The 14,975-nt window shown below is 70.9% G+C and carries 10 protein-coding genes; 7 read left to right on the forward strand and 3 right to left on the reverse strand.

Going from position 1 to position 14,975, the window contains the following annotated elements; genetic code table 11:
* Positions 1-37: 37 nt before the first annotated feature.
* Positions 38-3,031: a bifunctional [glutamine synthetase] adenylyltransferase/[glutamine synthetase]-adenylyl-L-tyrosine phosphorylase gene (locus ACIRR9_RS08640; protein WP_403749067.1), complete on the forward strand. Its 2,994-nt coding sequence runs from the start codon at positions 38-40 to the stop codon at positions 3,029-3,031.
* An 81-nt stretch (positions 3,032-3,112) separates the two neighbouring features.
* On the opposite strand, the gene ACIRR9_RS08645 is transcribed toward ACIRR9_RS08640, so the two are convergent.
* Entirely contained in the window at positions 3,113-3,724 is a 612-nt protein-coding gene (locus ACIRR9_RS08645; protein WP_403749069.1) for a TetR/AcrR family transcriptional regulator, read from the reverse strand.
* Positions 3,725-3,903: 179 nt separating this feature from the next.
* On the opposite strand from ACIRR9_RS08645, the gene ACIRR9_RS08650 reads away from it, so the two are divergent.
* Entirely contained in the window at positions 3,904-5,355 is a 1,452-nt protein-coding gene (locus ACIRR9_RS08650) for an APC family permease (protein WP_403749071.1), read from the forward strand.
* A gap of 74 nt (positions 5,356-5,429) precedes the next feature.
* A complete protein-coding gene (locus ACIRR9_RS08655; protein WP_403749073.1) occupies positions 5,430-7,004 on the forward strand; it encodes an amidohydrolase in 1,575 nt (524 codons plus the stop codon).
* Positions 7,005-7,344: 340 nt separating this feature from the next.
* On the opposite strand, the gene ACIRR9_RS08660 is transcribed toward ACIRR9_RS08655, so the two are convergent.
* Both ACIRR9_RS08660 and ACIRR9_RS08665 read right to left on the reverse strand, forming a co-directional pair.
* Positions 7,345-8,184 carry a phosphatase PAP2 family protein gene (locus tag ACIRR9_RS08660; protein ID WP_403749076.1) on the reverse strand — a complete coding sequence of 280 codons (840 nt, stop codon included), beginning with the start codon at positions 8,182-8,184 and terminating at the stop codon, positions 7,345-7,347.
* A gap of 111 nt (positions 8,185-8,295) precedes the next feature.
* Positions 8,296-9,330 (reverse strand): LacI family DNA-binding transcriptional regulator, encoded by a 1,035-nt coding sequence (locus tag ACIRR9_RS08665; RefSeq protein ID WP_403749078.1) that lies wholly within the window; start codon positions 9,328-9,330, stop codon positions 8,296-8,298.
* A gap of 384 nt (positions 9,331-9,714) precedes the next feature.
* On the opposite strand from ACIRR9_RS08665, the gene ACIRR9_RS08670 reads away from it, so the two are divergent.
* From ACIRR9_RS08670 to ACIRR9_RS08685, 4 genes are all read left to right on the forward strand, one after another.
* Positions 9,715-10,986 carry an extracellular solute-binding protein gene (locus ACIRR9_RS08670; protein ID WP_403749081.1) on the forward strand — a complete coding sequence of 424 codons (1,272 nt, stop codon included), beginning with the start codon at positions 9,715-9,717 and terminating at the stop codon, positions 10,984-10,986.
* A gap of 117 nt (positions 10,987-11,103) precedes the next feature.
* Positions 11,104-12,111, forward strand: coding sequence for a sugar ABC transporter permease (locus tag ACIRR9_RS08675; protein ID WP_365343318.1), 1,008 nt, complete (start codon positions 11,104-11,106; stop codon positions 12,109-12,111).
* Between the two features lie 13 nt (positions 12,112-12,124).
* Positions 12,125-13,033 (forward strand): sugar ABC transporter permease, encoded by a 909-nt coding sequence (locus tag ACIRR9_RS08680; protein ID WP_403749083.1) that lies wholly within the window; start codon positions 12,125-12,127, stop codon positions 13,031-13,033.
* 220 nt (positions 13,034-13,253) lie between these two features.
* Positions 13,254-14,915 carry a glycoside hydrolase family 13 protein gene (locus ACIRR9_RS08685; RefSeq protein ID WP_403749086.1) on the forward strand — a complete coding sequence of 554 codons (1,662 nt, stop codon included), beginning with the start codon at positions 13,254-13,256 and terminating at the stop codon, positions 14,913-14,915.
* Positions 14,916-14,975 lie beyond the last annotated feature (60 nt).

The raw sequence follows: 14,975 nt of genomic DNA on the forward strand, positions 1-14,975 counted from the left end.
ACCTTGATCCGATTCCCGTTCCGAGGGGAGGCCGCGGATGACGCCGGGGCGCAGGAGCAGCACCTTCACGCGACTGCTACGGCACGGCTTCACCGATGCCTCGGCCGCCGAGCGGCTCCTCGACAGCCCCGAGCTGGCACCCGTCCGGGACGACCCGTTCCTCCTGGAGGCACTCGGTGCCACCGCCGACCCGGATCTCGCCCTGCACGGTCTGGTACGGCTCGTGGAGGCCCAGTCCGGCCACACCGCCCGCCAGGAACTCCTCGACACCCTGATAGCGGCCAAGCCGCTGCGGGACCGGCTGCTCGGTGTCCTCGGCGCCTCCGCCGCCCTCGCCGACCACCTGGCCCGGCACCCGCGCGACTGGGAGGCCCTGGTCACCTACGAGCCCCGGGACCTGCACCCGGGCGTGGCGGAGTTCGAACGCGGCCTGGCCGAGGCCACCGACCCGATCTCCCTCCGGGTCGCCTACCGGCGCTGTCTGCTGTCCATCGCCGCCCGGGACGTGTGCGGCACCACCGATGTCGCCCAGACCGCCGCCGAACTCGCCGACCTGGCCACCGCCACCCTGCGCGCCGCCCTCGCCCTCGCCGAGAAGGCCGCGCCCGAGGACGCCGCCGTCTGCCGGCTCGCGGTGATCGCCATGGGCAAGTGCGGCGGCCACGAGCTGAACTACGTCTCCGACGTCGACGTCATCTTCGTCGGTGAGGCAGCCGACGGCGCGGACGAGAGCAAGGCGCTGCGGTCCGCCACCAAGCTGGCCTCGCACATGATGCGGATCTGCTCGGAGACGACGGTGGAGGGGTCCATCTGGCCCGTCGACGCCAACCTCCGCCCCGAGGGCCGCAACGGCCCCCTCGTCCGCACCCTCAGCAGCCATGTCGCCTACTACCAGCGCTGGGCCAAGACCTGGGAGTTCCAGGCCCTGCTCAAGGCCCGCCCGGTCGCCGGCGACCTCGACCTGGGCGCGGAGTACGTCGCCGCGCTCGACCCCCTGGTCTGGAAGGCCGCCGAGCGCGACAACTTCGTGGTCGACGTGCAGAAGATGCGCCGCCGGGTGGTGGAGAACATTCCCGCCGCCGAGATCGACCGCGAGCTCAAACTCGGCCCCGGCGGTCTGCGGGACGTCGAATTCGCCGTGCAGCTGCTGCAGTTGGTGCACGGCCGGGCCGACGCCTCACTGCGCAGCGGTACCACCCTGGACGCCCTGCAGGCGCTGGCGGCCGGCGGTTACGTGGGCCGCGCCGACGCCCTCCAGCTCGACGACGCCTACCGCTTCCTGCGTTCCATGGAACACCGCATCCAGCTCTACCGGCTGCGCCGCACCCACCTCGTCCCCGAGGACGAGGCCGACCTGCGCCGCCTCGGCCGCTCGCTCGGCCTGCGCACCGACCCGGTGAACGAGCTGATCCGCGAGTGGAAGCGGCACACGGGCGTCGTACGGCGCCTGCACGAGAAGCTCTTCTACCGCCCGCTGCTCGACGCCGTCGCCCAACTCGCCCCCGGCGAAGCCAGGTTGAGCGCCGAGGCGGCCCGGGAACGCCTTGAGGCCCTCGGCTACACCGACCCGGCCGCCGCCCTGCGCCACCTGGAGGCCCTCGCCTCCGGCGTCACCCGCAAGGCCGCGATCCAACGCACCCTGCTGCCCGTCCTGTTGGGCTGGTTCGCCGACTCCGCCGACCCGGACGCGGGTCTGCTGAACTTCCGCAAGGTGTCCGACGCCCTCGGCAAGACCCCTTGGTATCTACGGCTGTTGCGGGACGAGGGGGCCGCCGCGGAGAACCTCGCCCGGGTGCTGTCCGCCGGCCGCCTCGCCCCCGACCTGCTGATGCGCGCCCCCGAGGCGGTCGCCCTGCTCGGCGACGGTGACAGCTCGGGCCTGGAGCCGCGCGGTCGCGCCCACCTGGAGCAGGAGATCCTCGCCGCCGTCGGCCGCGCCGAGAACGCCGAGGACGGGGTACGGGCGGCGCGCGGTGTGCGCCGCCGCGAGCTGTTCCGTACGGCCGCCGCCGACATCGTCGACTCCTACGGCACCGAGACCAAGCCCGCCGAGGCCGACCAGGGCGCCCTGGTGGACCGGGTCGGCGCCGCGGTCTCCGACCTCACGGCGGCGACCCTGGCCGGCACACTGCGGGCCGTCGTCCGCGAAGGCTGGGGCGACACCCTGCCGACGCGGTTCGCGATGATCGGCATGGGCCGGTTCGGCGGGCACGAACTGGGCTACGGCTCCGACGCGGACGTCGTCTTCGTGCACGAGCCCAGGGAGGGCGTGGACGACCGGGAGGCGGCCGAGGCGGCGAACAAGGTGGTCGCCGAGATGCGCCGGCTGCTCCAGGTGCCCAGCGCCGACCCGCCGCTGCTCATCGACACGGATCTGCGCCCCGAGGGCAAGTCCGGACCCCTGGTGCGCACGCTCAAGTCCTACGAGGCGTACTACCGCCGGTGGTCCCTGGTGTGGGAGTCGCAGGCCCTGCTGCGGGCCGAACTCGTCGCCGGGGACGAGGATCTCGGGCGCCGGTTCATCGAACTGGTCGACCCGCTGCGGTATCCGGCGGAGGGGCTCGGGGACGAGGCGGTCCGCGAGATCCGGCGGCTGAAGGCACGGATGGAGTCGGAACGGCTGCCCCGCGGGGCCGATCCCAAGCTGCACACCAAGCTCGGGCCGGGCGGGCTGTCCGACGTCGAGTGGACCGTGCAGTTGCTGCAACTGCGGCACGGGTGGGCCGAGCCGGCGCTGCGGACCACCCGGACCCGGGAGGCGCTGGCCGCGGCGCAGGCGGTGGGGCTGCTGGGGGCCGAGGAGGCCGGGATACTGGATGAGGCCTGGGTGCTCGCCACGCGGGTGCGCAACGCCGTGATGCTGGTGCGGGGGCGGGCCGGCGACACGTTTCCCTCCGAGAGCCGGGAGTTGGCTGCGGTGGGGCGGTATCTGGGGTACGGGGACGGACATGCGGGGGACATGCTCGATGCGTATCGGCGGACTGCGCGTCGGGCCAGGGCCGTTGTGGATGAGCTCTTCTACGGGGCCTAGGGAGCAGCGGATCTCGGGGCGGTCGCTGTCTCGTTCTCGGCCGCGGGTGCGTGGGGGCTGGTCGCGCAGTTCCCCGCGCCCCTAAAGGGGCGCTGTGAGCAGCGTTCTTGCATGGTTCATCAAGCCCGTCAGGCCTACCTCGAAGGCTCGGTCCGCTCTGCCTGCGCCCACTGCTGCCAGGGCCTCGGCCAGGTGCGGGGTCGGTGTCTGTGCCGTCAGTTCCCACATCGTCTCCGGGGCCGCCAGGTCCAGTGCCGAGCCCAGGACCAGGTTCTCCAGGGCGATCAGCAGCGGCATCACGTCCGCCGGGGCGAAGCCCGCGGCCAGCAGCAGGGTGACCGCGCGCTCGTACTGCTCCAGGACCCGGGGTGCGCGCACCGGTGAGGTCATCAGGAGCGGGATCGTCCTCGGGTGGGCGGCGAACGCGGCCCGGTAGGAGCGGGCCCAGGACTCCAGCGCGGTGTCCCAGGGGGCCAGGTCCAGGGTCGTCGGGTCGATCGCGGACGCGACCCGCTCGCGCAGGAGCTCGACTATGCCGTCGCGGCCGTCCACGTGGTGATACAGCGAGCCGGCCTGCGTGCCGAGCCGCTTCGCGATCTGCGGGACGCTGAAGTCGCCCTGCTCGTCCACGAGTTGCAGCGCCGTCGTGGTGATCCGCTCCCGGTCGAGGAGCGGGGTGCGCGGCCGTCCCATCGGTGTGTTCTCCCCTGAAGGTGTGAAACGGGTCTTCCCGGATGTCCAGGAGGAGGCTACATTGCCAAAACCGAAAGGCTTTAGATTTACGGGTCCGGGGCAGTTCCTGCCCTGGTAGCGCCGGTCATCCCGCACGCCCGGAACCCTCCCGTCCGTCGCGCTCGAAGGGCTCCCCCTCCATGTCCGTCACCGCTCGCGAGGAGAGCACGCCACCCGCCGTGGCCACTCTCCGCTCCGGCTCGCTCGGCACCGCCGACATCGCCTTCTTCGTCATCTCCGCCGCCGCCCCGCTCACCGTCATGGCGGGCGTCGCCCCCCTCGCGGTCCTGCTCGGCGGCATCGGCGCCCCGGCCGGCTACCTCATCGCCGGCATCACCCTCGCCGTCTTCGCCGTCGGCTTCACCACCATGAGCCGGCACATCAGGAGCGGCGGCGCGTTCTACGCGTACATCACCCGCGGCCTGGGCCGCCCCGTCGGCATCGGCGCCGCGCTGCTCGCGCTGATCGGCTACAACGGCATGGAGATCGGCGTCTACGGCCTGCTCGGCAGCGCGGGCCGGGACACCGCGCAGGCCCTGTTCGGCATCGACGTCCCCTGGCTGCCGATCGCCCTCGCCGGGCTCCTCCTCATCGGCTACGGCGGCTACCGCTCCATCGAGTTCGGCGCCAAGGTGCTGGGCGTGCTGCTGCTCGCCGAGACCGGGATCCTCGTGCTGCTCGCGGGCGGGGTGCTGGTCAAGGGCGGCGCGCACGGACTGTCGGCCGCGTCCTTCGCCCCGGACCACGTCTTCGTCTCCGGCACCGCGGTCGTCCTGGCCTTCGCCTTCGCGGCCTTCACCGGCTTCGAGTCCACCGTCATCTACCGCCGCGAGGCCCGCGACCCCGAGCGCACGGTCCCGCGCGCCACCTACGTGGCCGTCGCGTTCCTCGGCCTCTTCTACGCCTTCATGGTGTGGATCGTCATCCAGGCCTTCGGCAACGCGGACGTCATCGCGGCCGCCGCCAAGGACCCCGGCGGACTCTTCTTCACCGCCATCACCACCTATGTCGGCGGCTGGGCGTCCGACCTGATGCACGTCTTCATCGTGACCAGCATCATCGCCTCGCTGCTCGCCTTCCACAACGCCATCAACCGGTACGGCCTCGCGCTCGCCGAGGAGGGCGTGCTGCCGAAGCGGCTGGGGACCGTCCACCCCCGGCACCGGTCCCCGTACATGGCCGGTGTCGCGCAGACCGTCGTCGGCCTGGTGGTCGTGTTCGGCTTCTGGGCGGCGGGCGCGGACCCGTACAACCAGCTCCTGCTGTGGGTCAACACCCCAGGAATGATCGGCCTGTTCGCGCTCCAGCTACTGGCCGCGATCGCCGTGCCCTGCTACTTCCGCCGGGTCCGGCACGAGGAGGGCACCCTGCGCACCGTCGTCGCCCCGACCGTCGCGGCCGTACTCCTCGCCACCGCCATAGGACTGGTCATCACCCATATCGACCTGTTCACCGGTGCCTCCACCACCGTCAACACCGTGCTGATCGTGATCGCGCCGGCCGTCTTCGTCGTGGGCCTCGGCCTCGCGTGGTGGCTGCGTCGCGAACGGCCCGCGGTGTACGCGGACTTCGCCGCGGAGCCCGCCGAATAGCCCTGCCGGCCGCCCGCCGAACAGCCCCGCCGGCCGCCTGTCGGACCCCCACGGACAAAGGAGTTCACCCCGTCATGACCGCCGCCCCCGACCTGATCCTCACCGGCGCCGAGGTCCGCACCCTCGACCCCGGCCGGCCGTACGCCACCGCCGTTGCCGTACGCGACGGGCTGATCGCCGCCGTCGGCGAGGACCGCGACGTACGCGACTGGCGGGGGCCAGGCACGGAGGTGGTGGCGCTGGCGGGCGCGCATCTGGTGCCCGGCTTGGTGGACGCGCACAGCCACCCGGTGTGGGGCCTGGACATGGCGACCGGCGTGGACCTGTCGGGGGTGACCGGCCTGGCGGGTCTGAAGGCGGCGCTGGCCGGTGCCGGGCGGATCGACGGATGGGTGATCGGCTTCGGACTCGACCACAACGCGTTCGAGGGCCGGCCCGTCGACCGGGCGCTCGTCGAGGACGTACTCGGCGGCGCGCCGGCCTTCCTGAGGCTCTACGACGGCCACTCCGCGCTCGCGACCGGCGCGGCGCTGGCCGCGGCGGGGGTGACGGGCGCGCGGGACTTCGAACAGCGGTCGGAGGTCGTGTGCGACGCCGGGGGGAGGCCCACCGGGCACCTCGTCGAGCACGCGGCGATGCAGCTGGTCGAGCGGGCGATGCCCCGCCCGTCGTACGCGGCCCGGCAAAGACGGCTGGTCGAACTCCTCGGCGCGATGGCGGCGACCGGGCTGACCGGGGCGCACGTCATGGACGCGGGGGACGCGGAGCTGGTCGGGGCGGTGGCCGAGGAGACCGTCCTGCCGTTGCGGCTGCGCTTCGCGCCCTGGTGCATGCCGGGGATCGACGAGGCCGGGCTGAAGGAGCTGGTCGCGGCGCAGGGGCGGGGCGGCCGGCACTGGGTGGTCGACGGGGTCAAGTTCTTCATGGACGGAACGGTGGAAGGCGGCACCGCCTGGCTGGAGCACGCGGACTGCCACGGGCAGGGGACGGAGGCGTTCTGGCCCGACCCCGAGGCGTACGGGGCCGCCGTACGGCGGCTGCACGCGGCCGGGGTGCGGACGGCGACACACGCGATCGGGGACGCGGCGGTACGCCATGTGCTGGACGTGGTGGCGGGGCTCGGGCCCGGTGGTGCGGGCCGGCACCGCATCGAGCACATCGAGACGGCGCCGGACGCGCTGCTGCCGCGGTTCGCGGAGCTGGGGGTGGCCGCGTCGATGCAGCCACCGCACACCGCGTACACCCGGGCCGACGGTACGGACGAGTGGTCCCGCCGGCTGGGCGCCGGCCGCGCCGGGCACGCCTGGCGTCTGCGCGACCTTCGCGACGCGGGTGCGACGGTCGCCCTGGGCTCGGACTGGCCGATCGCCCACTACGACGTACGCGTCGTCCTGGCCACCGCCCGCGCACCGAGGGGTGCGGCGTCGGCTCGGGCGGGCCTGACCGGCCTGGAAGCCCTGGAGGGCTGCACGAGCCACGCGGCGCGGGCGGCGGGCGAGGCGGAGACGGCGGGCCGCATCGCGGTGGGCCACCGCGCCGACCTGACGGCGTTCGCCCTGGACCCGGTCCGGGCACCCGCGGACGAGCTGGCGGAGACACCGGTAAGGATGACGGTGACCGGGGGCCACGTGGTTCACCGGGAAGAGTGACGGACTCCCGCCGAACCGAACAGGTTCCGGCACGGCCGGAGGGCACCGTCTCGGCCGAGCGGGGTCCGGCACCGCCGGATGACGCCGTCTCGGCCGAGCACCGTCGCGGCGGATCATAAGAGCCGACGTCCAGTAGCGAGCCCCGGTGCCTTCCAAACCGCCGGTCTCCCCGCAACCACAGGTCGTCTCCTCGAATCCGCCGGTCGCTCTGAAGCCTGCCGGTCTCCTCGAAGCCGTCGGTCATCCTTCTCCCGCCGCGGCGGTGCTCAGCCACGATGGTGTGGTCCGGCGGTGCCGGACCGGCCGTTTCCCCGAGCGGGTCGGCTCCAGCTGCCCGCTGTCAGCCGGTTGCGGCGTCCGCCTCCGGCCGGGGGAGTGGGTACGGCACGGCTCCGTACCAGAGCCGGGCCAGCGCGAAGCCGAAGGTCAGGCACAGCGTGCCGCCCACCGCGTCCAGCCAGAAGTGGTTGGCGGTCGCCACGATCACCAGCAGGGTCGTCGCGGGGTAGAGGAGGCCCAGCAGCCGTGCCCACGGCACCGACGCCAGGGCGAAGACCGTCAGGCCGCACCACAGGGACCAGCCGATGTGCATCGACGGCATCGCCGCGTACTGGTTGGACATGTGCTTCAGGTCGCCGGAGGCCATGGAGCCCCAGGTGTGGTGGACCGTCACCGTGTCGACGAAGCCGCCGCCCGCCATCAGCCGTGGCGGGGCGAGCGGGAACAGGTAGTAGCCGAGGAGGGCCACGCCCGTCGTCGCGAAGAGGGCGAGGCGGGCCGCCGCGTAGCGGCCGGGGTGGCTGCGGTAGAGCCACACCAGCACACCCAGCGTCACCACGAAGTGCAGCGTCGCGTAGTAGTAGTTTATGCCGATGATCAGCCAAGTCGCCGAGTTCACGGCGTGGTTGACCGACTCCTCCACGGCGATCCCCAGCCGGTGCTCGGAGTTCCAGATCCACTCCGCGTTGCGCAGCGCCTGCGCCTTCTGCTCCGGGACCGCGTTGCGGATCAGCGAGTAGATCCAGTAACTCACCGCGATCAGCAGGATCTCGAACCACAGCCGGGGCCGGCGCGGGGTGCGCAGCCGGCGCAGGAACCCCTCTGCTCCCTCACCCGTGACGGTCCGCGGAAGGGTCTGTTGTGCGCGACCTTCCGGCTCTGTCACGGTCGAGTCACTCATAGCCACAGAGTCTGCCAGAAAAGACGTATGCGACAGATCATCCCAAGGGTGGGATCACCGCGCATGTTCTACCGCAGGGGTTCTACAGCGGACGGAGTACCTCGCCGGAACTCAGGGACGGTTGCGGTCCCCGGGGGCCGACGCCGTTGAACCGCGTACCACCAGTTCCGGCATGAAGACGAACTCGCTGTGCGGGGCCGGCGTACCGCCGATCTCCTCCAGCAGGGTGCGCACCGCGGCCTGGCCCATCGCCGGCACCGGCTTGCGGATCGTGGTGAGCGGCGGGTCGGTGAAGGCGATCAGCGGGGAGTCGTCGAAGCCGACCACCGAGACGTCCCGGGGGACGTCGAGGCCGCGCTGCCGGACCGCCCGTATCGCGCCGAGGGCCATCATGTCGCTCGCGCAGACGATCGCCGTGCAGTTCCGGTCGATCAGGGCGGCGGTGGCCGCCTGGCCGCCCTCCAGGGTGTAGAGGGAGTGCTGGACCAGCTCACGCTCGATCACGTCCGCGGCCAGGCCCAACTGGTCCTGCACGGCCCGGACGAAGCCCTCGATCTTGCGCTGCACGGGGACGAAACGCTTGGGGCCCAGGGCGAGGCCGATCCGGGTGTGGCCCAGCGAGGCGAGGTGGGTGACGGCCAGCGTCATCGCGGCCCGGTCGTCCGGCGAGATGAACGGCGCCTGCACCTTCGGCGAGAACCCGTCCACCAGGACGTACGGCACGCCCTGCGCCCGCAGCCGCTCGTAGCGCTGCATGTCGGCGGTGGTGTCCGCGTGGAGCCCGGAGACATAGATGATGCCCGCGACCCCGCGGTCCACCAGCATCTCGGTCAGCTCGTCCTCCGTGGACCCGCCGGGCGTCTGGGTGGCGAGCACGGGGGTGTAGCCCTGCCTGGTCAGCGCCTGCCCGATGACCTGGGCCAGGGCCGGGAATATCGGGTTCTCCAGCTCCGGGGTGATCAGGCCGACCAGGCCCTCGCTGCGCTGCCGCAGCCGTACCGGGCGCTCGTAGCCGAGCACGTCGAGCGCGGCGAGCACGGACTGGCGGGTGGTGGCGGCGACGCCCGGCTTCCCGTTGAGGACCCGGCTGACGGTCGCCTCGCTCACCCCCGCCTGCGCTGCGATGTCGGCAAGCCGTGTGGTCACGGCACTGGACTGTACCGGTCGTATCTCTCCTTGCACACCAATCGGGCGCCTGATGCGGCCTGGGGGGCGGCCCGGGGCGGGCTGCTGCGTCATCGCACTCCCTCATGAAACGTGACAGCAAGAGCTTGCAGAGTCTTGCACAAGTGGCCCCCGTAGCGCTCTACCGCCGTAAACAAGCGTCTCACGGCGGTCGCCGACAGGTCACGCCCGGATAACTTCGGAGACTTCTTGCACTTTTTTTCTGCAAGGTCTTTCGCAAGGGTTGCATCGCTGTTACGTTCCCTGACGCCCGGCCGCCGCAGCAACGGCGCAGTCGGCACGACAGCGGGAACGGCGGACGGGGCCGCTCCCGCATCACACGGGCATAACCCTCAAGGAGAACTCATGCGGCGTGGCATAGCGGCCTCCGCGCTGGTGGCGTCCCTCGCCCTCACGGCGACGGCGTGCGGCGGGAGCGGTAGCGACAGCAAGTCGGACGGCCCGGTCACCATCACCTGGTGGGACACCTCCAACGCCACCAATGAGGCACCGACGTACAAGGCCTTGATCAGCCAGTTCGAGGCCGCCAACAAGGACGTCAAGGTCAAGTACGTCAACGTCCCCTTCGACCAGGCGCAGAACAAGTTCGACACCGCCGCCGGCTCCACCGGCGCCCCGGACGTGCTGCGTTCCGAGGTCGGCTGGACCCCCGCCTTCGCCAAGAAGGGCTACTTCCTGCCGCTGGACGGCACCGAGGCCCTGGCGGACAAGGACAAGTTCCAGTCCAGCCTGATCACGCAGGCCCAGTACGACGGCAAGACGTACGGCGTGCCGCTGGTCACCGACACCCTCGCGCTCGTCTACAACAAGGCGATCTTCGCCAAGGCCGGCATCACCACGCCGCCCAAGACCTGGGACGAGCTGAAGGCCGACGCCTCCAAGATCAACGCCAAGGAGAACGTCTACGGCTACTGGGGCTCCACCCAGGCCTACTACGCCCAGACCTTCCTCTACGGCGAGGGCACCGACACCGTCGACGCCTCCGCCAAGAAGATCACCGTCGACTCGGACGCCGCGAAGAAGGCCTACAGCACCTGGCTGAGCCTCTTCAAGGGCCAGGGCCTGCACAAGGCCGACACCACCGCCGACGCCTACGCCCACATCCAGGACGCGTTCGTCAACGGCCAGGTCGGCGCGATCATCCAGGGCCCCTGGGAGATCACGAACTTCTACAAGGGCAAGGCGTTCGCCGACAAGTCCAACCTCGGCATCGCCACGATCCCGGCCGGCTCCACCGGCAAGTCGGGCGCCCCGACCGGCGGCCACAACCTGTCGGTCTACGCCGGCTCGGACTCCGCCCACCAGAAGGCGGCCCTCAAGTTCGTCAACTTCATGACCTCCGCCAAGTCGCAGACTCAGATCGCCCTGAAGAACTCCACGCTGCCCACCCGCGAGGACGCCTACACCGCCGAGGTCAAGGCCGACCCGGGCATCGCCGGCTACCAGAGCGTGCTCTCCGCCGCCCAGCCGCGCCCCGCGCTGCCCGAGTACAGCTCCCTGTGGGGCCCGCTGGACATCGAGCTGCCGAAGATCGCCGGCGGCAAGGAGTCCCTCGACACCGGCCTGAGCAACGCCGAAGTGGCCATCGCCAAGCTGGTGCCGGACTTCAGCAAGTGACAAGCAAGTGACAGCCGTGGCCGCCGGATCCTCCTGCGAGCAGGGGACGGATCCGGCGGCCACCGGCCCGCGCCCAGCCGCTTCTCAGAGCCGTAGAACTTCCAGAAGGTGTCGAACATGACAGTCGCCATCGACCGCGCCACCGGCAAGCGCCGCGGTGACCGCGCGCCACGGCCCGGGCTGGGCCAGCGCCTCAAGCACAGCTACCAGAAGTACTGGTACGCGTACGCGATGATCGCCCCCGTGGTGATCGTCCTCGGCGTCCTCGTGCTCTACCCCCTGGTGTACGGCCTCTACCTGACGCTCACCGACGCCAACAGCCTCAACACCGCGCGCACGATCGGCGTCAACCACATCGACGCCACCTACAAGTTCATCGGCCTGGGCAACTACAAGGACATCCTGTTCGGCCCGCTGTCCTACGACCGCTTCTGGTCGCACTTCATCTGGACCGTCGTCTGGACGGCCCTGTGCGTCGCCCTGCACTACACCATCGGCCTCGGCCTCGCCCTGCTGCTCAACCAGAAGCTGCGCGGCCGGACCCTCTACCGGCTGCTGCTCATCGTGCCGTGGGCCGTGCCCACCTTCGTCACCGTCTTCGGCTGGCGCATCATGCTCTCCGACGGCGGCATCATCAACTCCTTCCTGCACATGCTGCATCTGCCGCAGCCGTCCTGGCTGGAGGACACCTTCTGGCAGCGGTTCGCCGCCATCATGGTCAACACCTGGTGCGGTGTGCCGTTCATGATGATCTCGCTGCTCGGCGGACTGCAGTCCATCGACGCCTCCCTGTACGAGGCCGCCGAGATGGACGGCGCGAGCGCCTGGCAGCGCTTCAGGTACGTCACCCTGCCGGGCCTGAGGTCCGTCAGCTCCACCGTCGTACTCCTCGGCATCATCTGGACCTTCAACCAGTTCGCCGTCATCTTCCTGCTGTTCGGCCCGACCTCGGCCCCGGACGCCCAGATCCTCGTCACCTGGGCCTACTACCTCGGCTTCGGACAGCAGCCGCGCGACTTCGCGCAGTCGGCCTCCTACGGCATCCTGCTGCTGGCCGTCCTGATCGTCTTCACCTCGTTCTACCGCCGCTGGCTGAACCGCAACGAGCAGCAGCTCGCGATCTGAGGCAGGAGTTCCCATGAGTACGACCACTGTCGAGACCTCCGCCGCGGTGACCGACGACGGCCCGGCGCAGCGCCCCCGCAGGATCCGGGGCAGGGACGAGCGCAGCCTCGCGGCCTCCCTCGCCTCCCACGGCATCCTCATCGCCGGGAGCGTCATCGCGCTCTTCCCGGTCGGCTGGCTGGTCTTCCTGTCCCTCGGTCCGGACCAGGACGACTACCTCCACCCGGGCGGCATCTGGAAGAAGATGACGTTCGACAACTACTCGTTCGTCCTGCAGCACACGAGCTTCTTCGACTGGCTGAAGAGCTCCCTGATCGTCTCGCTCGGCACCACCGTGCTCGGCGTCCTGGTCGCCGCCACCACCGGGTACGCGGTCTCCCGGATGCGCTTCCCGGGCTACCGGAAGTTCATGTGGGTGCTCCTGGTCACCCAGATGTTCCCGGTGGCCGTCCTCATGGTGCCGATGTACCAGATCCTGTCCGACCTCAAACTCGTCGACAGCTACCTCGGCCTGATCCTCGTCTACTGCTCGACGGCGGTCCCGTACTGCGCGTGGCTGCTCAAGGGCTACTTCGACACCATCCCGTTCGAGATCGACGAGGCCGGCCGGGTCGACGGGCTGTCCCCCTTCGGGACGTTCGCGCGGCTGATCCTGCCGCTGGCCAAGCCGGGGCTCGCGGTCGCCGCGTTCTACAGCTTCATCACCGCGTTCGGCGAGGTCGCCTTCGCCACGACGTTCATGCTGGACGACCAGAAGTACACGCTGGCCGTCGGCCTGCAGACGTTCATCAGTGAGCACGACGCCCAGCGCAACCTCATGGCCGCGACGGCGGTGCTGATCGCGATACCCGTGTCCGTGTTCTTCTACCTCGTGCAGAAGAACCTGGTCGCGGGGCTCACCGCGGGCGGCACGAAGGGCTAGCGCCGGTCGCCGAAGAACTGCCTCGGCCCGTCGTTCGTCTGCGGCGGTGTGGGGGCTGGTCGCGCAGTTCCCCGCGCCCCTTCGGGGGCGCGCCATGACTCCCGTGCGCCCGAACGCGCGGGGTGGCGGCCGTGGTCTTCATCCGACCCCGCTGTGACCACGGCCGCCTCAACAACCCACCTCTGACCCGATGACCCTGTTACGACGCATCAAGGACGCCATGAGCCAGCAGCAATCCGCCGCACCGGCCCCCGTCACCGCCACCGTCGCCGAACGGCGCGACTGGTGGCGGGACGCGGTGATCTACCAGGTCTATCCGCGCAGCTTCGCCGACAGCAACGGTGACGGGATGGGCGACCTGGAGGGCGTACGTTCCAGACTTCCTTATCTGCGCGACCTCGGCATCGACGCCGTCTGGCTCAGCCCCTTCTACGCCTCCCCGCAGGCCGACGCCGGCTACGACGTCGCCGACTACCGGGCCGTGGACCCGATGTTCGGCAACCTGCTCGACGCGGACGCGCTGATCCGGGACGCCCATGGACTGGGTCTGCGGATCATCGTCGACCTGGTGCCCAACCACTCCTCGGACCAGTACGAGTGGTTCAAGCGGGCGTTGGCGGAGGGCCCCGGCTCGCCGTCGCGCGACCGGTACCACTTCCGCCCGGGGAAGGGCGAGAACGGCGAACTCCCGCCCAACGACTGGGAGTCCATCTTCGGCGGACCCGCCTGGACCCGGGTGGCCGACGGCGAGTGGTACCTCCACCTCTTCGCCCCCGAGCAGCCCGACTTCAACTGGGACCACCCGGCCGTCGGCGACGAGTTCCGCTCCATCCTGCGCTTCTGGCTGGACATGGGCGTGGACGGCTTCCGGATCGACGTGGCCCACGGCCTGGTCAAGGCGGAGGGCCTCCCGGACCTCGGCGGCGCCGACCAGCTCAAGCTGCTGGGCAACGATGTCATGCCGTTCTTCGACCAGGACGGCGTCCACGACGTCTACCGGCAGTGGCGGCACGTCCTCGACGAGTATGCCGGTGAGCGCATCTTCGTCGCCGAGGCGTGGACCCCGACCGTCGAGCGCACCGCGAACTACGTCCGCCCGGACGAGCTCCACCAGGCCTTCAACTTCCAGTACCTGAGCACGGAGTGGGACGCCGCCGAGCTCCGCAAGGTCATCGACCGCACCCTGGAGGCGATGCGCCCGGTCGGCGCCCCCGCCACCTGGGTGCTGTCCAACCACGACGTCACCCGGCACGCCACCCGCTTCGCCAACCCGCCGGGACTGGGTACCCAGATCCGTACCGCGGGGGACCGGGACCTCGGCCTGCGCCGGGCCCGTGCGGCGACCCTGCTGATGCTCGCGCTGCCCGGCTCCGCGTATGTCTACCAGGGCGAGGAGCTCGGCCTCCCGGACGTCGTCGACCTGCCCGACGAGGTCCGCCAGGACCCCGCGTACTTCCGGGGCGCGGGTCAGGACGGCTTCCGCGACGGCTGCCGGGTGCCGATCCCGTGGACGCGCGAGGGCTCGTCGTACGGCTTCGGCGGCGGGGGCAGCTGGCTCCCGCAGCCCGCCAGTTGGGGCGAGCTGAGCGTGGAGGCGCAGTCGGGGGTGGCCGGTTCGACGCTGGAGCTGTACCGCTCCGCGCTGAGCGTCCGTCGTGCGCAGCCCGACCTCGGCGCGGGCGAGTCGGTGGAGTGGCTGCGTGCCCCGGAGGGCGTACTCGCCTTCCGGCGCGGGGAGTTCGTCTGCGTCGCGAACACCGGCGGCGAGTCGGTGACGACTCCGGCGTACGGCCGGGTGCTGCTCGCCAGCGGTGAGCTGACGGAGGCCGACGGCGAGGCGAAGGTGCCGGCCGACACGACCGTGTGGTGGACGACCGCCTGACAGCCGTCTGACGGGCCGTCACTCGGTAACTTCTTGCAGCAACTTCACAGGGCCCGCTAC

The sequence above is a fragment of the Streptomyces sp. NPDC101234 genome (assembly GCF_044767525.1).
GTDB classification, from domain to species: domain Bacteria; phylum Actinomycetota; class Actinomycetes; order Streptomycetales; family Streptomycetaceae; genus Streptomyces; species Streptomyces sasae.